General features: G+C 61.8%; 14 protein-coding genes and 1 tRNA gene. 3 read left to right on the forward strand and 12 right to left on the reverse strand.

Annotated elements, in window-relative coordinates; translation table 11 throughout:
* Positions 1–6: 6 nt before the first annotated feature.
* The gene (locus NKI17_RS09750) at positions 7–1,521 is read right to left on the reverse strand and encodes a phosphomannomutase/phosphoglucomutase (protein ID WP_502894464.1); all 1,515 of its coding nucleotides are present in this window, start codon (positions 1,519–1,521) and stop codon (positions 7–9) included.
* Positions 1,522–1,726: 205 nt separating this feature from the next.
* Between NKI17_RS09750 and NKI17_RS09755 the strand changes: the two genes are divergently transcribed.
* A tRNA-Pro gene (locus NKI17_RS09755) sits at positions 1,727–1,803 on the forward strand.
* A 70-nt stretch (positions 1,804–1,873) separates the two neighbouring features.
* On the opposite strand, the gene NKI17_RS09760 is transcribed toward NKI17_RS09755, so the two are convergent.
* The 4 genes from NKI17_RS09760 to NKI17_RS09775 all read right to left on the reverse strand — a co-directional run bounded on the left by NKI17_RS09760 (position 1,874) and on the right by NKI17_RS09775 (position 7,281).
* Positions 1,874–3,493, reverse strand: coding sequence for an ABC transporter ATP-binding protein (locus tag NKI17_RS09760; protein ID WP_352636395.1), 1,620 nt, complete (start codon positions 3,491–3,493; stop codon positions 1,874–1,876).
* A 1-nt stretch (position 3,494) separates the two neighbouring features.
* The gene (locus tag NKI17_RS09765) at positions 3,495–4,613 is read right to left on the reverse strand and encodes an ABC transporter permease (protein WP_352636394.1); all 1,119 of its coding nucleotides are present in this window, start codon (positions 4,611–4,613) and stop codon (positions 3,495–3,497) included.
* Positions 4,606–5,529 (reverse strand): ABC transporter permease subunit, encoded by a 924-nt coding sequence (locus NKI17_RS09770; RefSeq protein ID WP_023679313.1) that lies wholly within the window; start codon positions 5,527–5,529, stop codon positions 4,606–4,608. The genes NKI17_RS09765 and NKI17_RS09770 overlap by 8 nt, the downstream gene beginning before the upstream one ends.
* Positions 5,530–5,688: 159 nt before the next feature.
* The gene (locus NKI17_RS09775; RefSeq protein WP_352569899.1) at positions 5,689–7,281 is read right to left on the reverse strand and encodes a peptide ABC transporter substrate-binding protein; all 1,593 of its coding nucleotides are present in this window, start codon (positions 7,279–7,281) and stop codon (positions 5,689–5,691) included.
* A gap of 380 nt (positions 7,282–7,661) precedes the next feature.
* Here NKI17_RS09775 and NKI17_RS09780 point away from each other — a divergent pair, with 380 nt between their 5' ends.
* Complete coding sequence (locus NKI17_RS09780; RefSeq protein ID WP_352618589.1) at positions 7,662–8,141, forward strand: TadE family protein; 480 nt, start codon at positions 7,662–7,664, stop codon at positions 8,139–8,141.
* A 1-nt stretch (position 8,142) separates the two neighbouring features.
* The gene (locus NKI17_RS09785) at positions 8,143–9,927 is read left to right on the forward strand and encodes a pilus assembly protein TadG-related protein (protein ID WP_352905772.1); all 1,785 of its coding nucleotides are present in this window, start codon (positions 8,143–8,145) and stop codon (positions 9,925–9,927) included.
* 16 nt (positions 9,928–9,943) lie between these two features.
* On the opposite strand, the gene bglA is transcribed toward NKI17_RS09785, so the two are convergent.
* From bglA to NKI17_RS09820, 7 genes are all read right to left on the reverse strand, one after another.
* Positions 9,944–11,572, reverse strand: coding sequence for a beta-galactosidase BglA (gene bglA / locus NKI17_RS09790; RefSeq protein ID WP_352905774.1), 1,629 nt, complete (start codon positions 11,570–11,572; stop codon positions 9,944–9,946).
* On the reverse strand, positions 11,562–13,568 hold the full coding sequence (gene glgX, locus NKI17_RS09795) for a glycogen debranching protein GlgX (RefSeq protein ID WP_352905776.1): 2,007 nt from the start codon (positions 13,566–13,568) through the stop codon (positions 11,562–11,564). The genes bglA and glgX overlap by 11 nt, the downstream gene beginning before the upstream one ends.
* 172 nt (positions 13,569–13,740) lie before the next feature.
* Positions 13,741–15,369, reverse strand: a complete 1,629-nt coding sequence (locus NKI17_RS09800) for an alpha-D-glucose phosphate-specific phosphoglucomutase (protein ID WP_352905778.1) — start codon at positions 15,367–15,369, stop codon at positions 13,741–13,743.
* 3 nt (positions 15,370–15,372) lie between these two features.
* Entirely contained in the window at positions 15,373–16,818 is a 1,446-nt protein-coding gene (gene glgA, locus NKI17_RS09805) for a glycogen synthase GlgA (protein ID WP_023679307.1), read from the reverse strand.
* A gap of 3 nt (positions 16,819–16,821) precedes the next feature.
* On the reverse strand, positions 16,822–18,087 hold the full coding sequence (gene glgC, locus NKI17_RS09810; RefSeq protein WP_254819896.1) for a glucose-1-phosphate adenylyltransferase: 1,266 nt from the start codon (positions 18,085–18,087) through the stop codon (positions 16,822–16,824).
* 35 nt (positions 18,088–18,122) lie between these two features.
* Positions 18,123–20,336 (reverse strand): 1,4-alpha-glucan branching protein GlgB, encoded by a 2,214-nt coding sequence (gene glgB / locus NKI17_RS09815; RefSeq protein ID WP_352569906.1) that lies wholly within the window; start codon positions 20,334–20,336, stop codon positions 18,123–18,125.
* A gap of 146 nt (positions 20,337–20,482) precedes the next feature.
* The gene (locus NKI17_RS09820; protein WP_352569908.1) at positions 20,483–22,951 is read right to left on the reverse strand and encodes a glycogen/starch/alpha-glucan phosphorylase; all 2,469 of its coding nucleotides are present in this window, start codon (positions 22,949–22,951) and stop codon (positions 20,483–20,485) included.
* Between the last annotated feature and the right edge of the window lie 16 nt (positions 22,952–22,967).

Here is a 22,967-nt window from a genome sequence, read left to right on the forward strand (position 1 = left end):
TCGTGCTCAAAAGGTCTGATTGTAGGCGCCGACTTCGGGGCTGCGGCGCAGCACCGCATCGACGGCTTCGAACATCTGCCGGCGCCGCTCGGACGATACCGGGCTCTCCACCACCACCACAAGCTCCGGCTTGTTCGATGATGCGCGCACCAACCCCCAGGTACCATCCTCCGCCACGACCCTGACGCCGTTGACGGTGATCAGTTCGGCGATCTTCTGGCCGGCGAAGACCGTGCCCTCGTCCTTCATCTTGCGAAAGTCGCCTACGACGCGCTCGACGACGCCGTATTTGAGCTCGTCGGCGCAGTGTGGCGACATGGTCGGCGTGCCGAAGGTCAGCGGCAGATCGCGATAGAGGTCGGCCATGCTGCTTTGCGGGCTGCGATCCAGCATCTGGCATATGGCGATGGCCGTGACCAGGCCATCGTCATAGCCGCGGCCGATCGGCGGATTGAAGAAGAAATGGCCCGATTTTTCGAAACCGGCGGCGGCGCCGAGTTCGGCGACGCGCCGCTTGATATAGGAGTGACCGGTTTTCCAATAGTCGGTGACCGCGCCATTTTCCCGCAACACCTTGTCAGTCATGAACAATCCGGTCGACTTGACGTCGACGACGAAAGTCGAGCCGGGATAGAGGTGCGAAATGTCGCGCGCCAGCATGACGCCGACCTTGTCGGCGAAAATCTCGTTGCCTTCATTGTCCACCACGCCGCAGCGATCGCCGTCGCCGTCGAAGCCAAGCCCGACATCGGCGCCCGTTTCCAGCACCTTGTCGCGAATGGCGTGCAGCATCTGCATGTCTTCGGGGTTGGGATTGTAATTGGGAAAAGTATGATCGAGCACGACGTCGAGCGGGATCACCTCGCAGCCGATCCTTTCCAGTGCCTCGGGAGCGAAAGCCCCGGCGGTGCCGTTGCCGCAGGCGGCCACCACCTTGAGCTTCCTGGAGATACCCTTTCCTGCTGTCAGATCGTCAAGGTAGGTTTTGCGGAAGTCCGCAACGAAGTCATAGGAGCCGCCACCGACAAGATCGAAATCGCCTGAGAGCACGATTGCCTTCAACGCGCTCATCTCCTCCGGACCAAAAGTCAGCGGGCGCGCCGCGCCCATCTTGACGCCGGTCCAGCCATTCTCGTTGTGCGAGGCAGTGACCATGGCGACGGAGGGCGTGTCGAGCGCGAACTGGGCGAAATAAGCCATCGGCGACAGCGCAAGCCCGACATCCTTGACCCGTGCGCCGGCCGCCATCAGCCCGGAAACCAGGGCCAGCTTTATGGCAAGCGAATAGGAGCGGAAATCGTGACCGGTGACGATGTCGGGTCCGGCACCCAGGCGACGGATCAGCGTGCCGAGCCCCATGCCGAGCGCCTGGACGCCGATCAGATTGAGTTCCGGCGTTTCGTTCGAGCCGGGATGGCCGAACCACCAGCGCGCATCATATTCGCGAAACCCGGACGGCTTGATCAGCGCCGAGTTTTCAAACTCAAAAGTGTTTGGTCTGACATCGCTAACGATCTTCATCGACAAGGCTGCAAACTCCAGGCGGCTGAATCAGGTGCTTCGAGGCAAGTGGACGGTTACCCAGAAGCCCTTTAAGCCGTGTTTGTGCGACAGGAAACTGAAACCTGTATGACGTGGCGGCGAAAGCGAAAGAAATGCGACAGAAGCGCTGCCATTGGCGCTTGCAGTAACCAAACGCGGCGGCTATAAGCCCGCGGTCTGGTCACGGAGTGTAGCGCAGCCTGGTAGCGCACATCGTTCGGGACGATGGGGTCGCAGGTTCAAATCCTGCCACTCCGACCAGAAAAAACAGCGGCTTAGCTGTTTTTGTTCCCGAAACAACCACCATCCGCCGCAGTTCTGACCAATCGCGCTATGCGCTCAGGCGAAATCGCGTCACGTCGATGGCCGCGGCCATCAGTGTCTGCGTATAGGTTGCCTGCGGATTGCTGAAGATCGCCTCGGCCGGTCCCTCCTCGACGATCTTGCCCTGCTTCATGACGATGATGTAGTCGGCCATGGCGCGCACGACGGCGAGATCGTGGCTGATGAACAGATAGGACAGTTCGTGATCGGCCTGCAGCTTGCGCAGCAATTCGACGATCTGCTTCTGCACGGAGCGGTCCAGCGCCGAGGTCGGCTCGTCCAGCACCACCACTTTAGGCTTGAGTATCATGGCGCGCGCAATGGCGATGCGCTGCCGCTGACCGCCGGAGAATTCATGCGGATAGCGGTTGCGCGTGTTCGGGTCGAGCCCGACTTCGAGCAAGGCATCGACCGCGCGGAGATCGCGCTGCCTGCCCGACAGATTGGGCTCATGGACCAGGAGCCCCTCGGTGATGATCTGGCCGACGGTCATGCGTGGCGACAGCGAGCCGAACGGATCCTGGAAAACCAGCTGCAATTCGCGCCGCAGCGGCCGCATCGCCTGGCGGTCGGCGTGGGAAATGTCGCGGTCACCAAGCCGGATGATACCGTCGCTGGGCAGGAGCCGCAGCAAGGCGCGGCCGAGCGTCGATTTTCCCGAGCCGGATTCGCCGACGATGCCGATCGTCTGGTTGCGCTTCAGCCGTATCGAAATGCGATCGACGGCGCGCAGCAGCAGCGGCTCGCCGCCAAGAAATCCGCCGCCGATCTTGAAGGTCACCTCGACGTTCCTGCCTTCAAGCAGGACAGGGGCATTCGGAGGCGGCGGCGCCTTGGTGCCGGTCGGTTCGGCGGCAAGCAGCATCTTGGTGTAGCCGTGCTGCGGGTTGGCGAAGATCGCTTCCGCCTCGCCCTCCTCGACCACCTCGCCATAGCGCATCACATAGACCCGATCGGCAAAGCGCCGGACGATGCCGAGATCGTGAGTGATGAAGACGATCGCCATGCCGAGCTTGCGCTGCAATTCGGCGAGCAGCATGAGGATCTGCGCCTGGATGGTGACGTCGAGCGCGGTCGTCGGCTCGTCGGCGATCAGTATGTCGGGGTCGTTGGCCAACGCCATGGCGATCATGACGCGCTGGCGCTGACCGCCCGACAACTCGTGCGGATAGGATTTCATCCGCCGCTCCGGATCGGGAATATGGACCAGCCGCAGCAGCTTGAGCGCCTCCTCGCGCGCCGTGGCGGCGCCAAGTCCGCGATGCTTGCGGATCGGCTCGATCAGCTGGTTGCCGATCGAATAGAGCGGGTCTAGCGACGTCATCGGCTCCTGGAAGATCATGCTGATCTTGCGGCCGCGGATCTTGTTGAGCTCGGGCTTGCTCAAGGTCAAAAGATTGCGGCCGCGATAATCGACGGTGCCGGTGGCTTCGCCGTTCGAGGCGAGCAGGCTCATCGCCGCCATCATCGTCTGGCTCTTGCCGGAACCGGATTCGCCGACGACGGCGACGGTCTCGCCTGATTTGACGTGGATATTGATGCCCTTCACCGCCTCCACCACACCGTCGAGGGTGCGGAAGCGCACCCGAAGGTCCTTGACGCTGAGGATGGTTTCGGAAGCGGCCATCTCAACGATCCTTCGGGTCGAGCGCGTCGCGCAGCCCATCGCCGACGAAATTCAGCGCGAACAGCGTGGAGACGAGAAAGAAGGCCGGGAACAGAAGCAGCCAGTTGGCCGAGCCGATGTTCTGGGCGCCAACCGAGATCAGCACGCCCCAGCTGGTCATCGGCTCCTGGACGCCGAGCCCGAGGAACGACAAAAAACTCTCCAGGATGATGACCTGCGGAACGAGCAGCGTCATGTAGATCACCACTGGCCCGAGCAAATTGGGGATCACATGGCGCAGCAGAATGCCGCGCTGGCCGACGCCCATCGCCTCCGCCGCCTGGACATATTCCTGCCGGCGGATCGACAGCGCTTGTCCGCGCACGATGCGCGCCATGTCGAGCCACAGCACCGCGCCGACCGCCAGGAACATCAGCACGAAGTTCCTGCCGAAGAACACCACCAGCATGATGACGAAGAAGATGAACGGCAAAGAATAAAGCACGTCGACGACACGCATCATCACCTCATCGACCCTGCCGCCGGCAAGGCCAGCGGTGGCGCCGTAGAGCACGCCGATGACCACGGCCACAATGCCGGCAAGCAGACCGATGGCCAGCGATATGCGCCCGGCCATCAGCGTTCGGGACAGGAGATCGCGGCCGGTATTGTCGGTGCCGAACAGGAAATATTGCTGCTTGATCGAGGCACTCATCACCATTTCGAGACCGTCCGGCGATTTGCTCTCGATCTTTGTGTCATCAAAGGTATCGGAACGATCAAGGTAGCGAATGTTGCGGTCATCGATCGGCTTGGACGATTTGACGGTAACGAACACACGGCTGTCCTCCTGCCGCCACTCCTTGATGTCGACGCGCATTCGCCTGATCGCCTCATCGAGAGCGCCTTCGATCATGTCGGCCTTCGGATAGGCGGAGAAGCTCGGCGGCGTACGGACATAGTCGGCATAGATGGTGGTGTATTTGTGCGGCACGAGATAGGGCCCAAACACGCTGATGACGGCGATGAAGGCAAGATAATACAGGCTGAACATGGCCGCGCGATTGGCCTTGAGGCGCGCCCAGGCGTCACCCCACAGGGACCGGCCGACGACCGGTGCGGCAACTGCGATATCAGTCATAGCGCACCCTCGGATCAACGACCCCATAGAGGACGTCGACGATCAGGTTGAAGACAATGGTGAAGAGCGCGATGACCACCACCGTCCCCATCACCAGTGTGTAGTCGCGGTTGAGTGCAGCAACGACAAAATGGCGGCCGATGCCCGGGATAGAGAAGATGGTCTCGACGATGACCGAGCCGGTGAGAAGGGCTGCGGCTGCCGGACCGGTGAAGGAGACGATCGGCAGGATGGCGCCGCGCAGTGCATGCTTGACGACGACCGACCAGTCCGACAGACCAAGTGCGCGTGCAGTGCGGATGTGATGCGAGTGCAGCGATTCGATCATCGAGCCGCGCATCAGGCGGGCGACGATGGCGATCTGCGGAAGGGCGAGCGTCAGCACCGGGCCGACCTTATTGATGAGGGCTCCATCGCCCCAGCCGCCGATCGGCAGCAGCCTCCAGGTCAATCCGAATGCAAGCTGGATTACCGGGGCGATGACGAAGGTTGGAATGGTGCTGCCGGCGGTCGCCAGCGCGATCACCGAATAGTCGGCAAGCTTGTTCTGGTTGAGCGCGGCAACACTGCCGAGCACGCTGCCGAGGAGCAGCGCCAGAATGAGCGCCGAAGCGCCGAGCTGGATTGAGATCGGCAGGCCCTCCTTGAACAACTCGCCGACGGTGAAATCCGGCATGTTGTAGCTGGGGCCGAAATTGCCGCGCAGAAGATTGCCGAGATAGTGGACGTACTGCAACCAGAGCGGATCGTTGAGGCCGAACTGAGCTTCGAGATTGGCCCTGATCTCGGGGCTCAGGCCCCGCTCCTGGTTGAACGGGCCGCCCGGCGCGACGCGTATCAGGAAGAACGCCATGGTCACGATGACGAACAGCGTCGGAATGGCGGTCAGAAGCCGCCGGAATACGTAACGCAGCATCGGTGCCCCGCTTGATCCAGAACAACGCGCGTCCAGCTGGACGATTGCGCTCTAGCCTTCAAATCTTCGCATCGGCTTTCCGGAAATCGATCCGATTCACGGAGGTCCGATGCGACGGCAAGCCACCGCGCATTCGATGCGCGGTGGCCCGGCCAGGGATCAGTCCTTGCTGATGAAGCGGGACGGATGGATGTCCATCACATTGTCGTCGAAGCCATGCAACTTCGAGGAAACGATATCGTGGTAGCTGTAGTAGAGAAGCGGGATCTCGCCGACGTCATCGATGAGGATGCGCTCGGCCTCGGCGAGTTCCTTCATGCGTTCTGCAGGGTTGCCGCCGGCGGCCGCCGCCTTGTCCATCGCCGCCTCGTATTTTGGGCTGTTGTAGACCGAATAGTTGTTGCCGCTGGCTTTGCGGGAGATGCCGAGGAAGGTTTCGGGATCCTTGTAGTCGGCAATCCAGGCGGCGCGCGCCACGTCATAGTCACCCTTCTGCTCGAGGAAGGAGTAGTGGGTCTTGGTGTCGGTATTGAGGAGTGTGATCTCGACGCCAAGCGGCTTCAGCTGCTCCTGGATCGCGACTGCCGTGTTCTTGTGGTTCTCCGAAGTGTTGTAGCGGATCTGCATTTTCAGCGGATGCTCGGGTGTATAGCCGAGTTTCTCGAGGATCTTCTTGGCAGCGTCCTCGCGGTCGATCTGCGGCATGTCGGCGTATTTGGCCATTGCCGGCGTATAGCCCTCGATGCCGGGAGGCACCATGGAATAGCCGGGCAGCATCGAATTCTGCCAGACTTTCTCCGCCAGGAAGTCGCGATCGATCGCCATCGAGATGGCGTTGCGCAGCTCGACATTGTCCCACGGCGCCTTATCGGTCTTGATCGCATAATAGTAGATGCCGAGATATGGCCCGACACGGACCTGGTCGCCGAATTTGGTCTTGAGATCGGCGAGCTGTTCGGTCGGCAGGTCGCCGTAACTGTCGAGTTCGCCCGCCTCGAAGCGCTTCATCGCCGACGAGCGATCCTCGGTCGGAATGTAGTTGACGACGTCGAACTTGACGCTCGCGGCGTCCCAGAATTTCGGATTCTTGACCAGCTTCAGATGGTCGTTGGGAATCCACTCCGCCGCTGTAAAGGCCCCGTTGGAGACCAGCTTGCCTGCCTTGATCCAGTCGGCGCCAAGCTTTTCGATCGACGCCTTGTTAACAGGATAGGTCGCCTGATGGGTCAGCATCTCCAGGAAATACGGCGTTGGCGCCTTCAGCGTGACTTCGAGGGTATTTGCGTCAATCGCCTTGACGCCCATATCCTCCGGCTTGCCCTTCTTGGTATTGACCTCCTCCGCATTCTTGACGGGATAGAGCATGGAAGCGTATTCGGCAGCGGTGGCCGGATCTTCCAGCCGACGGAAGGAATAGACGAAGTCGTCCGCCGTCACCGGGCTGCCATCCGACCAGAGGCCGTCCTTGCGCAGCTTGAAGGTGTAGACCTTGCCGTCGTCGGACACCGTCCAGCTTTCGGCGGCGCCCGGAATGAGATTCGTCTTCTGGTCATGCATGACGAGGCCCTGGAACAGGTCGCGTATGATATCGGCTTCGTAGACCGTCGAGGTCTTGTGCGGATCGAGCGTCTCCGCTTCGGCGGCGGCTCCGCGGTTGTAGACGGTCTCGGCGAAAGCCGGCGTGTAGAACGTACCGGCGGCCAAGACCATGGTCGTGGCGAGTACCGTCGCCTTCAGCACATGTTTCAGCATGGAGTTCTCCCTAATGACGTCGCCCTTCGGCCACGTCTCTAAGTGTTGACGCCCCGAAACCGATTGGTTGGTTCCTTCGAGCGCGCAGCCGGTTCCCTTTCCGGCAGCTGGTGGCCAAACAGTAACGTGGAGATTTTTTATTTCAACAGACTCTCGGGGTCACCCAAAGTAAGGGGGCCGGGGCAGTCGTTTTGCGGGCGGCCAATCAATGGTCGAAACCATGAGTTTGACTGGGTTTCCTGGCCACAACGCCGATCTGGGAGATAATCTGGCCGATCATTTCAGTTTACCGGAATGTATTAATTGGTTCTTAGGCAACCAAGGGTTACAAATTTCGATGGGATCGGCACATCGACCTTGGGTTCCAACGGGCAAGGGCAATGAACAAGATAGACAGTAATACTGTCGCATTGAAGCGTAAAATATTGCGCCAAGTACGGACGAATCTACGCAAAATTGGAGAAGAGTCCGGAACTTCCGCGGTCGAGTTCGCCCTGCTTTCCCCAATCTTTATCCTTCTTTTGCTCGGAATGGTTGCATATGGTATCTATTTTGGTGCAAGCAACTCCTTGCAGCAAATCGCCGCCGATGCCGCCCGCACCGCAATTGCCGGATTGAATCAAACCGAGCGCCAGGCGCTGGTGGCGAGTTTCGTCAAAAACAATGCCAGTGGATACCCGTTCGTCGATTCCGGCAAGCTGACCTATCAGGCGACGGACAGCACGGCCGACGGAAATCAGTTCGTCGTGTCGATCCAGTACGATGCCAGCAACCTGCCGATCTGGAACCTGTTACCAAGCCTTGCGATGCCGCAAACCACGATCTCGCGCAGATCTACCATCAGGATTGGAGGCATTTGAAATGTCGCAGTTCTTGCTGAGGAGCATCGGGCGGATCGCTCGCTCGATGGTTGGCGACAAGAAGGCGAACTTTGCCGTCATGACGGCGCTGATAGCGCCGTTCGCGCTGGGGTTGGCGGCCTTCGCTGTCGACGAAGGTTCGATCTACACGGAGCGCAGGGAAGCCCAGGCGATGACCGATCTGGCGGCGATCACCGCGGCGTCGAACATCAACAATATGGAAGCCGCGGCGGTAACCACGCTCAGTGACAACCGAATGCCCGGCATCATTGTTCAAAAGGCAGGTCAGACAATCGTTCCCACGGTTGGCAAAACCGTCGTGTCGGTCACCGGCGGCCGATACTCAGCGGCGTCCTCCGTTGGCGTCGACAAGCGCTTCGAAGCCGGTAAAACGCCTTACAACGCCGTTCGCGTCACTCTGCAAAAAATCCCCGCCCGGTATTTCGCCAGTTCGCTCATCCCTACTCCGGTTGTCGGCACCGAAGCCATTGCCAGCGTGACCCCGCAAGCGATGTTCTCGGTCGGGTCCAGGCTCCTCAGCGTCAATGGCGGCATCCTCAATGCGCTTCTCAGCAAGTTGCTGGGCGCCAATATCTCGCTCAGCGTCATGGACTACAACGCGCTGATCTCGGCCGATGTCAACGTGCTTTCGTTCGTCGATGCCCTTGCCGTACAGTTGCAACTGACAGGTGTCAGCTATTCCGACGTTCTGGCGTCAAAAGCGACGGTAGGCCAGATCGCGACCGCCATGGCCAATGCGTCCGGATCGGGCAGCGCCAGCAAACTTGTGCTGCAGACGATCGCGTCGAGGGCAACCAACACGGTCAAGATACCCCTAAGTCATCTTATCGACCTTGGCTCGATCGGCAGGCTCGGCCTCGGACAAAAGTCTCCCGGCTTTTCCGTCGACGCAAGCGCGATGGGCATGCTGGGTGCCGCCGCCTCGCTGGCCAATGGCTCAAACCAGGTCCAGGTCGATCTCGGCGCCACTATTCCGGGACTTACCTCCACCACGCTCGCCATCGCCATCGGTGAGCCAATGCAATATTCACCCTGGCTGGCCGTCGGGGAAAAAGGCACCGTGGTGCGCACCGCGCAGACGCGCATCAAGCTGGTCACCACAGTGGGCATCGGCAATTCCAATCTCGGCGGCGGCATCAGTCTGCTATCCGTCAACCTGCCTCTGCATGTCGAAGTCGCCTATGCGGAAGCCAAGCTAACCGACATCAGTTGCCCGACGGGCCGGCCGGATAGCATCAAGGTCTCGATCGCCGCGCAGCCTGGCGTGGCCTCGCTACACCTTGCCGCCAGCGACGCCGACAACAACGCATCGGCCTTCGCCGATTTCAGCAATCCGCAATCGTTCTCCGATGCCACGATTGCCCAGGTAAGCGTGAAGCTTCTGCTGCTTACCCTCAATCTGCTTGATGTGAAGGGTTCGTCATCACTTGCCATCACCAACAACGATCCGACCACATTGACGTTCGACAGCACCGATATCGCCAACAAGACGATAAAAACTGTCGCCACAAAAAACCTGACGCAATCACTCACGACATCGCTGGTCAGCGGCCTCTCGCTCTCGGTCAATGCACTGGGCCTCGGGCTGGACGTGACGGCCCTGCTCGGAACGGTTAAGCCGGCGGTGGTAACGGTTCTGAACGGCGTGACGGCGCCGGTCGACGAACTGGTCTATAACGTGCTTGCAGCTGTCGGCGTGCATGTCGGCGAGGCCGATGTGCGGGTTGTCGGCGCGACTTGCGGGCGCTCCGTGCTCGTTCAATGAGATAATGAAATAGAGCTCAGCCGATCCGGCCGAGGAAGCAGCCCAGCGGCGGCAGCGACAGAGTTCTTTCCTGCAAGACGCCGGCAGCACCGCCAAGGTCTATCGGCTCTATCGTTTGCAGATCCGGTGGCAATTGCCAGCCGGCCGGCTCGTCGGCGAAATTGAAGACACACAGCAGCTTTTCGTCACCGCCTTCGCGAATGAAAGCAAGGTCGTCGCCTTCGGCATCGAGGAACCGGATCGAGCCTCGAACCAGCGCCGGATGCTGCTTGCGCAAGGCCAGCATCGCCCGGTAGCTCGCCAGGACGGAGGTTTGCTCGCCGTCCTGGACGTCGACCGCCTGGGCGCGATGGCTTGCCGGGACCGGAAGCCACGGCTTGCCGGTCGAAAAGCCGGCATTGTCGGGGCCAGCCTCCCAGACCATCGGCGTTCGGCACCCATCCCGTCCCTTGATTGCCGGCCAGAAGCGGATGCCGAAGGGATCGCGCAAATCCTCGAACGCCAGTTCGGCCTCCTCCAGCCCGAGTTCTTCGCCCTGGTAGAGGCAGATCGATCCGCGCAGGCAAGAAAGCAGCACGATCGAGAATTTCGCCACCCTGTCCGGATCGCCGCCCGGCCTTGTCCATCGACTGACATGGCGCACGACATCGTGGTTGGAGAACGCCCAGCAAACCCAGCCGTCGAATACCTTACTCTCGAAGGCCTCGACACAGCCACGCACATGCGACGCGGAGAATTGCGGGCCGAGCAGGTCGAACGTGTAGGACATTTGGAGCTTGTCGCCACCGCCGGTATAGGCGGCGAGTGTCTGCAAGGAACGCGTTTCGTCGCCAATCTCGCCGACAGCGACGCGGTCTTCATATTCGTCAAGCAAGGCCCGGAAGCGCCTGAGGAAAGCAAGGTTTTCCGGCTGGCTCTTGTCGAACAGATGCTCCTGATAGAGATAGGGGCTGGTTGCCGTATTGGTGCCGGCGACGCTTTCCGCCAAAGGCGGGTTGCTGCGCAGCCAGCGGTCGTGGACGTAATAGTTGACCGTATCCAGCCGGAAACCGTCGACGCCGCGCTCGAGCCAGAACCGCACCGTTTCCAGCAAGGCGTCCTGCACCTGCGGGTTGTGGAAATTCAGGTCCGGCTGCGAGGCGAGGAAATTGTGCAGGTAATATTGCCTGCGCGTTGCGTCCCATTCCCAGGCCGGGCCGCCGAAAAGCGACAGCCAGTTGTTGGGGGCGGTGCCGTCGGGCTTCGCATCGGCCCAGACGTACCAGTCGGCCTTGGGGTTGTCGCGGCTCGTGCGGCTTTCGACGAACCATTCGTGCCGATCCGACGAGTGCGACAAGACCTGATCGATGATCACCTTCAGGCCGAGCCGGTGTGCCTCGGCAACCAGCGCGTCGAAATCCTCTGATGTGCCGAACATCGGATCGACGGCGCAGTAATCCGAAACGTCGTAGCCCATATCGGCCATTGGCGACTTGAAGAAAGGCGACAGCCAAACCGCGTCGACACCCAGCGATGCGACATGGGCCAGCCTCGAGGTGATGCCGCTGAGATCGCCGCTGCCGTCGCCTGTCGTATCCTGGAAGGAGCGCGGGTAGATCTGGTAGATGACGCAGCCGCGCCACCATTCGGCATTGTCAGCCATCATGGCTCTCCCCTGCGCCCGCCCGCGCTGTCCTGCTTTCGATCATGAACAGGACCGTTCGCCCAGGCACCGGCCGCGAGATATCGCTACTATCCGGTTCGATAGCTGGGCGCCAAAGAAAACCCGCCCGTTCCGGCAGCGTGAACATGCAGGCCCGGCGGTCGCCGTTGATGACCACCGCAAGGCGACTGTTCTCACCGCTCCCGAGAACCATGACCAGCCGGTGCCGCCTGGCATCGTGCCAGGCGGCCTCGTCGAGCGGCATGCCGGTTTCCGTCAGCCAGGCTACGTCTGGGATTTCCGAGCCCGCAGGCGGTTCTCCGGTCAGGAACGTTGTGTCCAAGAGCGCCGGCACGACACGACGCATCCTGGCGAGCAGCGCCGTATGGTGCTCGAGCGCCAGGTCGCGCCCGGCCCAGTCGAGCCAGGTGATGTCATTGTCCTGCGCGTAGGCGTTGTTGTTGCCGCGCTGCGTGCGGCCGAACTCGTCGCCGGCCGTCAGCATGATCGTGCCGCGCGAGGCAAAGAGCGTCGCCAGCAGCGCGCACTGGTCATCGAAACGGGCCGTAACGATTGACTGGTCGCCGGTCTCGCCCTCGAGGCCATTGTTCCAGGACAGGTTGTCGTCGTGGCCATCGCGGTTCTGTTCGCCATTGGCCTCATTGTGCTTGTGCTCATAGGCAACGATATCGGCCAGCGTCATGCCGTCATGCGCGGCGATGAAGTTGATGCTGCGGCTCGTTGTCTGGCCTGCTTTGGAAAAGACGTCGGACGAACCGGCAAGCCGGGTCGCCAGCGCACCGATAATGCCGCCGTCGCCGCGCCAGAAGCGGCGGATATCGTCTCGGTATTTGTCGTTCCATTCGAGGAAGGGCGGCGGAAAATTGCCGAGCTGATAGCCATCCGGTCCGATATCCCAAGGCTCGGCGATCAGCACCCGGTCGCCAAGAACAGGATCTTTGCGAATGGCGTTCAGCAGCGGCGCATCGGCGTCGAAAACGCCGTCGACGCGGCCGAGGATCGGCGCCAGGTCGAAGCGGAATCCGTCGACACCGGCGCGCTGGACAAAGTGGCGAAGCGTGTCGAGGACCATTTCCCGGACGACCGGATGATCGCACGCAACCGTATTGCCGGTTCCGGTGTCATTGACCAGAGCGCCGTCCGGCTCGTGCCGATAATAGGCGCGGCTGTCGAGGCCGCGCAGCGACAATGTCGGGCCGAGCCGGTCGCTTTCGCCGGTGTGGTTGAACACCAGGTCGAGAATGGTGCCGATGCCGGCCTCGCGCAGCGCGGCGACCGTTCCGCGCAACTCGGCCAGACCGCCGGGCGCCAGTCGCGGATCGAGCGCCATGAAGGTCACGGGATTATAACCCCAGGCGTTGCGCAGACCGAGCGGCGGTAAATGCCGTTCGTCGATCGATGCAGTCATCGGCATCAACTCAATGGCTGCCACGCCGAGTTTTTGCAGATGCTCGACAACGAGGGGGTGAGCGAGCGCTCCAATGGTGCCGCGTTGCTTCTCGGGAATGTCCGAATGCAGCTTTGTGAAGGCGCGTACCGGCACTTCGTAGATGAGGCCGCCGGACCGAAACAGAGGCGGCAAGGCAGGCAAGGGTTCCGGCAAGGCGCCAGCAATGGCCTTCGGCATCAGCGACGCCGTGTCGGCCCCCGCGCCACGGCGGGCGGCTAGCCGGCCGTCATAGGCATAGGGCCTGTCGATCTCGACGGCATAGGGATCGGCCAGCAGCTTGTCGGGATCGAACCAGAGACCGTGTTCCGGCGCGTAGTCGCCATCGGCGCGGAACCCGTATCGGGTGCCGGCGGCGAGACCGGCAACAAAAAGTGCGTGGACGCCCTCGCCTTCCGACTGGAGTTCCAGCCGGTCGATTTCGCGGTTGCCGTGTTCGTCGAAAATCGAGACCCAGATGCGCCGAGCCGACGAGGACCATGCGGCGAAGCGGATACCTTCCTTGGACATAGTTGCGCCGAGTTGGCTCACGCGCGCTCACAGCAGCAGAGGGGTGCTCCAGCTTGGCACCCACGGCGATCCGTCCAACACCCCTCAACCGTCTCGGCGCTACGCGCCGATCCACCGCTCGGGGGCGAGCCACGGGTCTCGCCCCGTCCTTCGGACCCCACAAGGGGAGAAGGAAAGGCGCGCCGCTCTAGGCTCACGTAATCACGCTCGGCTTGGCGCGGCCGGTATGGCTGCGAATCCCGGCAATGTCGTCGGCCGCCGCGATCAGATCGGCAAGCGCCTCCTGGGTGTCGAGATCGTGACGGTTCTTGTCCGGCTCGTAGCGCTCGACATAAAGCCGCAGCGTCGCGCCCGAGGTGCCGGTGCCGGACAGGCGGAAGACGACGCGTGAGCCGCCTTCGAACAACACCCTGATGCCCTGGTTCTTGCTGACCGAGCCGTCGACCGGATCGTGATAGGCGAAATCATCGGCGCTGGCGATCGTCATGCCGCGCACGCTGGTGCCAGGCAGCGAGCCGAGCTTGGCGCGCAGCTCGTCGACAAGCGCGTTGGCACGATCGATCTCGACCTCCTCGTAGTCGTGGCGCGAATAATAGTTACGGCCATAGGCCGCCCAATGCTGGGTGACGATCTGCTTGGCGCTTTCGCCGCGCACGGCAAGGATGTTGAGCCATAAAAGCACAGCCCACAGGCCGTCCTTTTCGCGGACATGGTTGGAGCCGGTCCCCGCACTCTCCTCGCCGCAGATCGTTGCCATGCCGGCATCGAGCAGATTGCCGAAAAATTTCCAGCCGGTCGGCGTCTCGTAGATGCCGATGCCGAGCTTTTCGGCGACCCGGTCGGCAGCACCGCTGGTCGGCATCGAGCGGGCGATGCCTTTCAGCTGGGCCTTGTAGCCCGGCGCCAGATGGGCGTTGGCGGCGAGCATCGCCACCGAATCAGACGGGGTGATGAAAATTCCCTTGCCGATGATCAGGTTGCGGTCGCCGTCGCCATCCGAGGCGGCGCCAAAGTCTGGCGCATCCGGCCCCATCATCTCGTCGTAGAGGTGTTTTGCATGCACCAGATTGGGATCGGGATGATGGCCGCCGAAATCCGGCAGCGGAATGAAATTGCGGGCGGTGCCGTTGGGCGCGCCGAGCCGGTTTTCGAGGATCTCCTTGGCGTAGGGGCCGGTCACCGCATGCATGGCGTCGAAGCGCATGCGGAAGCCCGACTTGAACAGCGCCCGCAATGCGTCGAAATCGAACAGGCTTTCCATCAGTTCGGCATAGTCGGCGACAGGATCGATGATTTCGACGGTCATGTCCCCCGTCTTGACCGTGCCGATCGTGTCGATGTCGACCTGCCCGATATCGGCGATCTTGAAGCTTGAAATCGCCTTGGTTTTTTCGAAGATCGCGTCGGTCAGCTTTTCCGGCGCCGGGCCGCCATTGCCGGCATTGTACTTGATGCCGAAATCCTCATGCGGGCCACCCGGATTGTGGCTAGCCGACAGGATGATGCCGCCAAAGGTCTTGTATTTGCGGATGACATGCGAAGCGGCCGGCGTCGACAAGATGCCGCCCTGCCCGACCATCACCTTGCCGAAGCCGTTTGCCGCGGCCATGGCGATGGCCTTCTGGATGACCTCGCGGTTATAGAAGCGGCCGTCGCCGCCGATCACCAGGGTTTTGCCCTCGAACCCGTCCAGCGCATCGAAGATCGACTGGATGAAGTTCTCGGCATAGTGCTCCTGCTGGAACACCGGGACTTTCTTGCGCAGCCCGGAGGTGCCGGGCTTCTGGTCGGGATAGGGTTTGGTGGCGACGGTGCGGATCATCAGTCAGGCAGCCCTTTTCGAAAGCAGCAAGCGATAGTGTTGGACATATTTTTCGGCGCTTTTGTCCCACGAAACGTCGGCCTTCATGCCTTGCCGCTGCATCGACGTCCACACTGCGGGATTGGCATGCGCCTCGACAAGGCGGCGGACGGCGTGCAGCAAGGCGCCGGCATTGGCGGGCGCAAACTGGAAACCGGTCGCAACGCCGGCAGAGATGGCGGCTTCGTTGGCATCGATGATCGTGTCGGCAAGGCCCCCGGTACGGGCGACGACCGGCACGCAGCCATAGCGCAGGCCGTAAAGCTGTGTCAGCCCGCAAGGTTCGAAGCGCGATGGGATAATGATTGCGTCGCAGCCGCCCTGCATGGTGTGGGAGAGTCCCTCGTCATAGCCGACGACGACGCCGATGCGGCCGCGATGGCGGGCTGCGGCGGCAAGCAACGCGCCTTCCAGCCCAGCGTCGCCAGACCCAAGGATTGCCAGCCGTGCACCTGCCGCGACGATGCCGTCGACGGCCGCAGCCAGCATGTCCATGCCCTTTTGCCAGGTCAGCCGGCTGACGACGCAGACGATCGGGCTGTCATCGCGATCGAGGCTGAAACGGTCCTCGACCGCGGCCTTGTTGGGCATTCGCGCCTTGAGCGTCTTTGCGGTGTAGTTGGAGGCTAGATGCTTGTCGGTTTCCGGGTTCCATATCTCGGTATCGATGCCGTTGACGATGCCATGGAGATCGACGGAGCGCATGTTGATCAGGCCGTCGAGGCCCATGCCGAATTCGGGCAAGCGGATTTCCTGGGCATAGGTCGGGCTGACCGTGGTGATCGCCCAGGCGGCCTGCAGACCGGCCTTGAGGAAGCCGACGCCGCCATAATATTCGACGCCGTCGAGCGCCATCGCCGCTGCCGGCAGGCCAAGCTCGCCAAAAATGCCGGCGCCGAACTGACCCTGGAAGGCGAGGTTGTGCACGGTGATCATCGACGGCGTGCCGACCGCCTTGCCGTAGCGCATGTAGGCAAGCGTCATTGCCGACTGCCAGTCATGGGCATGGACGATATCGGGCAGGTAGCCCGAGATCGCACCGCCGGCAATATCACCGCCTACCTGGCTCAAGGCCGCGAACCGGCGCCAATTGTCCGGCCAGTCGGCGCCAGTCGCGTTGCCGTATGGGCCGCCGGGACGGTCGAAAAGATGCGGCGCGTCAAGCACGAACAGGTCGAGCCCGGCGATCTGGACGGCATGCACCGAGGCCTTGCCGCCCTGCAGCAACGGATATTGCTGAACCGGCTTTTTTTTCCTGAAGGCTCCCATCACCTGGGGATAGCCGGGGACGAGCGTGCGCATGGTGACGCCCTTGCCGGCCAATGCCACGGGCAAGGCGCCGGTTACGTCGGCGAGCCCGCCGGTCTTGACCAGCGGAAAGATCTCGGGCGCCACCGACAAAACCTGCATGCACTACGATCCCAGCCTGTTGATCATGTCCTGCGTGACGAGGCAGATGCCTTTTTCCGAAACGCGGAAACGCTTGGCGTCGAGGACGGGATCCTCGCCGACCACCAGACCCTCCGGGATCCTGACGCCGTGATCGATGACCACGCGCTTCAGCCTGGCGTTGCGGCCGACATGGACGTCCGGCAGCATGACGACCTCCTCCAGCGTCGAATAGGAATTGATGCGCGCGCCGGTGAAGATCAGGCTTCGCTTCAGCGAAGCGCCCGAAACGATGCAATCGCCCGACACGAGAGACGACACGGCCGACCCGCGGCGGCCATCCTCGTCATGCACGAACTTTGCCGGCGGCTTCAACTCGGCATAAGTCCAGATCGGCCAGTCGCGGTCGTAAAGGTCGAGTTCCGGCGTGATGTCGGTCAGGTCGATATTGGCCTCCCAATAGGCGTCGACCGTTCCGACGTCGCGCCAATAGGCCTCGTTCTCGGCGGTCGAGCGCACGCAGGATTTGGCGAAGCGATGGGCGATCGCCTTTCCGTGCTCGACGATGTAGGGGATGATGTCCTTGCCGAAGTCGCGGCTCGAGCCGGGCTCTGCTGCATCGCGACGCAATTGCTCCATCAGGAACTTGGTCTTGAACACATAGATGCCCATCGAGGCCAGCGCAAAATCCGGCTTGTCGGGAATGCCTGGCGGATCGGCGGGCTTTTCGATGAAGGAGATAATGGTGTCCTTGGGATCGACATGCATGACGCCGAAGCCGGTAGCTTCCATGCGTGGCACTTCGAGGCAGCCGACGGTGACGTCGGCGCCGGCCTCGACATGCTGGCGCAGCATCATTTCGTAGTCCATCTTGTAGACGTGGTCGCCGGCCAGGATGACCATGTATTCCGGCCCATAGGCCTCGATGATGTCGATGTTCTGGTAAACGGCGTCGGCGGTGCCCTCGTACCATTGCGTTTCCGACACACGCTGGCTGGCCGGCAGGATATCGAAACTCTCATTGCGCTCGGGCCGCAGGAAGTTCCAACCGCGCTGCAGGTGGCGGATCAGCGAATGCGCCTTGTACTGGGTGGCGACGCCGAGGCGGCGGATACCGGAATTGAGCGCATTGGACAGCGCGAAATCGATGATGCGGGTCTTGCCGCCGAAATAGACCGCCGGCTTGGCCCGGCGGTCGGTCAGTTCCTTGAGCCGGCTGCCACGGCCGCCGGCCAGCACATAAGCCATGGCGTCGCGTGCCAGCGGCTGTGTTCGTTTTATTTCAGCCATTCCTATCCTCCCAGGTTAGATGCTCCAGACATAGCTCAGTCCGGGACGAATTCGAGCATGATCGTCGACAGCGGCGGCAAAAGCATCGTCGCCGAAATGCCTCCTCCTTCCGCCTGAGCCTCGACGCCGCCGCTATTGCCCTTGCCGGAACCGCCATAATCCGTGGCATCGGTGTTGATGATCTCGCGCCATTTTCCGGCGTGCGGCAACGGCACGCGGTAATTGTCGCGCGGCACCGGCGTGAAATTGGAAATGACCGCGACCGGGTTGCCGCCCGGCGCGCTGCGCAGCCAGGCAAATACTGAGTTCGCGCTGTCGTCGACGATCAGCCAGGAAAAGCCCTCCGGCTCGCAGTCGCGGGCATGCAGCGCGGGGCGCGAGCGGTAGAGATAGTTGAGATCGCGCACCGTCTGCCAGACGCCGCGGTGGAGCCGGAAATCGAGCAGGTTCCAGTCGAGCGCGCGCCCCTCGCTCCACTCGCGGCGCTGTGCGAACTCCTGGCCCATGAACAACAGCTTCTTGCCGGGATAACCCCACATGAACGCGTAATAGGCGCGCAGCGTCGCGAATTTCTGCCAGTCGTCGCCGGCCATCTTGTTGAGCAGCGTGCCCTTGCCGTGCACCACTTCGTCATGGGACAGCGGCAGCACGAAATTCTCGCTGAAGGCGTAGACCAGACCGAAGGTGATGTCGTTGTGGTGATGCTTGCGGAAGATCGGCTCCTTGGAGAAATACTCCAAAGTGTCATGCATGAAGCCCATGTTCCATTTAAAACCGAAGCCCAGTCCGCCTTCATGCACCGGCTGCGAGACTTTCGGCCACGAGGTCGATTCCTCGGCGATGGTCATCACACCTGGATGGTGGCCGTAGACCTCCTTGTTCATACGCTGCAGGAAGCTGACCGCTTCGAGGTTCTCCCGCCCGCCCTTCTCGTTGGGAATCCATTCACCGGCCTTGCGCGAATAATCGAGATAAAGCATCGAGGCGACCGCATCGACGCGCAGTCCGTCGACGTGATATTTCTCGGCCCAGAACAGCGCATTGTTGACCAGGAACGAAATCACTTCGCGGCGCCCAAAATTATAGATCGCGGTGTTCCAGTCGGGATGGAAGCCCTTGCGCGGATCGGCATGTTCGTAGAGCGCGGTACCGTCGAACTTTGCCAGACCGTGTTCGTCAACCGGGAAATGCGCCGGCACCCAGTCGAGGATGACGCCGATGCCTGCACGGTGGGCGCCGTCGACGAAGCGGGCAAAACCGTCCGGATCGCCAAAGCGGGCAGTCGGCGCATAAAGACCCGTCGTCTGGTAGCCCCAGGACGGGTCATAAGGGTGTTCGGAGATCGGCATGAATTCAATGTGGGTAAAACCGGTCTCGACCACGTAAGGGATCAGCCTGTCGGCGAGTTCATCCCACGACAGGAAGCTGCCGTCGTCGTGAAGCCGCCATGACCCGGCATGGACCTCGTAGATCGATACGGCTTCGCGCCTGTGGTCGGCATTGCGCCAGTAGTTCCGGTGCGCCTCGTCACCCCATTCATGCGCCGGCGGCAATGCCGTCACCGAGGCGGTGGCCGGGCGCAGTTCGGACTTGAAGGCGAACGGATCGGCTTTGAGCGGCAATCTCACGCCATCCGGCCCGATGATTTCATACTTATACGGGCGGCCAGCGCCGATGTCGGGAATGAACAGCTCCCAGATGCCGGTGTCGCGGCGGACGCGCATGGTATGCCTGCGGCCGTCCCACTCGTTGAAGTCGCCGACCACCGAGACGCGCCTTGCATTGGGCGCCCACACCGCAAAATGCACACCCGATGCACCTTCATGGTCGATGAGATGGGCGCCGAGCTTGTCGAACAGCCTGAGATGCGACCCTTCGGCGATGTAATAATCGTCCATCGGGCCGAGCACGGGACCGAAGGAATATGGATCGGTCAGCCACCAGTCACCGCCGGAATTCCTGGCGTGATAGCGCAGCGGCTGGCGTTTGCGCAGCGACAGTTTGCCTTCGAAGAAACCGCGGTCGTCGCGTCTCGACAGCTCGCCGGCCTTCTTGCCGGTCAGCGTATAGGCGGTGACGAACTCGGCATGAGGGACGAAGCAGCGGGCGACAAAGCCCTTTCCCGCCTCATGCACGCCAAGCACGGCAAACGGATCGCCGTGCGTGCCGGCGACAATCGCCGCGACATCGCCGGCTGGCGCCAGTCCGTCCGGCCCGCTTGTCGCAACGGTCGCGCGCGGCTTGCTCATCAGGCAGTGACCCTCCCCGGGCACCAAGTGTATGTTTCTAGTGGAGTTTTGAATTCGACATTCGCATGCCGCCTTACCCTCCAAGGGATGCGAGGGTCAAATCCACTCCACTAGGACCACATTGTTCGTGGCCTCATGCAATCATATCAGGCGGGCACGTGCCATATGTCTTTCGCATATTGGCGGATCGTTCGATCGGACGAGAACCAGCCGACGCGCGCGACATTGCGGATGGCTCTGGCGTACCAGTCCGGGCTGTTGCGCCAGATGGCATCGACGTCGCGCTGGGTGGCGGCGTAGGCATCGAAATCCGCGGCGACCATGAACCAGTCGCTCTGGTAAAGACCGTTGATCAGGTCGCGATAACGGTCCGGATCGTCAGGTGAAAAGACTCCGGATGAAACCGCGGCCAGCGCCTGCGCCAATTCAGGCGATCCCTCGATCACAGCGCGCGGATCGTAACCATTGTTGCGTCGCTCGGCGACCTCATCGGTGGTCAGGCCGAAGATGAAGATATTGTCGTCGCCCACGCATTCCTTGATCTCGACATTGGCGCCGTCGAGCGTGCCGATGGTCAGCGCGCCGTTCAGCGCGAACTTCATGTTGCCGGTGCCGGATGCTTCCATGCCGGCGGTCGATATCTGCTCCGAAAGATCGGCGGCCGGCATCATGATCTCGGCCAGGCTGACATTGTAGTTCGGCACGAATACCACTTTCAGCAAGCCGCGCACCGCCGGATCGCGGTTGATGACCCGGGCGACGTCATTGGCAAGTTTGATGATCAGCTTGGCGTTGTGATAGCTGGGCGCCGCCTTGCCGCCGAAGAATTTGACGCGAGGCATCCAGTCGCGCTCCGGATGCGAGCGGATCTGGTCGTAAAGCGCGACCGCTTCGAGAATGTTCAAGAGCTGGCGCTTGTATTCGTGGATGCGCTTGACTTGGATGTCGAACAGCGCCGATGGGTCGACCTTGATGCCGAGCCGGTCGGCAACGAGCTTGGCAAGCCTCGCCTTGTTCGCCCGTTTGACGGCGGCGAACTTGTCGCGGAAGGCGGCGTCCTCAGCGAAAGGATCAAGCCGCTTTATCTCGTCGATGTCGTCGAGGAAGCCGTCGCCAATCGCCTCTCGGGTGAGCGCAGTGAGGCCGGGATTGCACTGTATCAGCCAGCGCCGCGGTGTGATCCCGTTGGTCTTGTTGTTGATGCGATCCGGGTAGAGCCTGTGGAGGTCGGCAAACACCGTCTCCTTCATCAATTCCGTATGCAGTGCCGACACGCCGTTGATCGAGTGCGAGCCGACAAAGGCCAGATTGCCCATACGCACGCGGCGATCGCCATTTTCCTGGATCAGCGAGATGCGGCTGATCTGCTCGTCCGAGAACTGGTCGGAGGCGCGCGCCTCAAGCAGCACCTCGGCGTTGATGGCGTAGACGATCTGCATGTGGCGCGGCAACAGCCGCTCGAACAGCGGCACGGGCCAGCTTTCCAGCGCTTCGGGAAGGAGCGTGTGGTTGGTGTAGCCGAAGGTGCGCTTGGTGATGCTCCAGGCCTGGTCGAAATCCATGCCGTGGACATCCATCAACAGGCGCATCAGCTCGGCTACGGCGATCGCCGGATGGGTGTCGTTGAGATGGATCGCCGCCTTGTCGGGCAGCGATTGCAGGTCGCCATACTGGCTGAGATGACGCTGGACGATGTCCTGCAGCGAGGCGGTGGAGAAGAAATACTCCTGCCTGAGCCGCAACTCCTGGCCCGCCTTGTGGGAATCGGCCGGGTAAAGGACGCGCGACAACGCATCGGCCTTGTTGCTTTCGGCGAGCGCGCCGATGTGATCGCCGGCGTTGAACTTGTCGAGCAGGATCGGGTCGACCGGCATGCCGGACCACAGACGCAGCGTGTTGACGCGGTTGGCCCGCCAGCCGACAACCGGCGTATCATAGGCGACTGCCAGAACATGTTCGGTCGGCTTCCAGACGTGGCGCTCGAGCCGGCCGTCCTTCGACGTGACCGATTCTACCGAGCCGCCGAAGCCGACCTCGAAGGAGCGTTCGCGGCGCTCGAACTCCCAGGGATTGCCGTGATCGAGCCATGTCTCGGGCAGCTCCACCTGCCAGCCGTCATGGATCTCCTGCCGAAACATGCCGTTGGCGTAGCGGATGCCGTAGCCATGCGCGGGGATATTGACGGTCGCCATGCTTTCCATGAAGCAGGCGGCGAGCCGGCCAAGACCGCCATTGCCAAGGGCAGCGTCCGGTTCGAGCGCAGCAATGATGTCGAGGTCGACGCCAAGCGACGACAGCGCCTCGCGCATATTGTCCATCAGGCCGAGATTGGAGAAGGCATCGCGCATCAGGCGGCCGATGAGGAATTCCAGTGACAGGTAGTAGACGCGCTTTTCCTGCTGGGCGTAGGCCTCTTGGGTCGCCTGCATCCAGTGATCGACTATGCGGTCGCGTACAACCTTGATCGAGGCGGTGAGCCAATCGTACTGGGTTGCAACGTTGGTGCCCTTGCCGACCCTGTATTTGAGGGCTTGCAAGACTTCCTCGGCGAGCGTCTTGGGATCCGGGTTTTTGAGCGTGGGCAGAGGAGCTTCGGTTGTCATCGCGCGCGTCATGCTGCCTCTCGTGACG

It is taken from the genome of Mesorhizobium sp. M0816 (assembly GCF_040320005.1).
GTDB lineage: Bacteria > Pseudomonadota > Alphaproteobacteria > Rhizobiales > Rhizobiaceae > Mesorhizobium.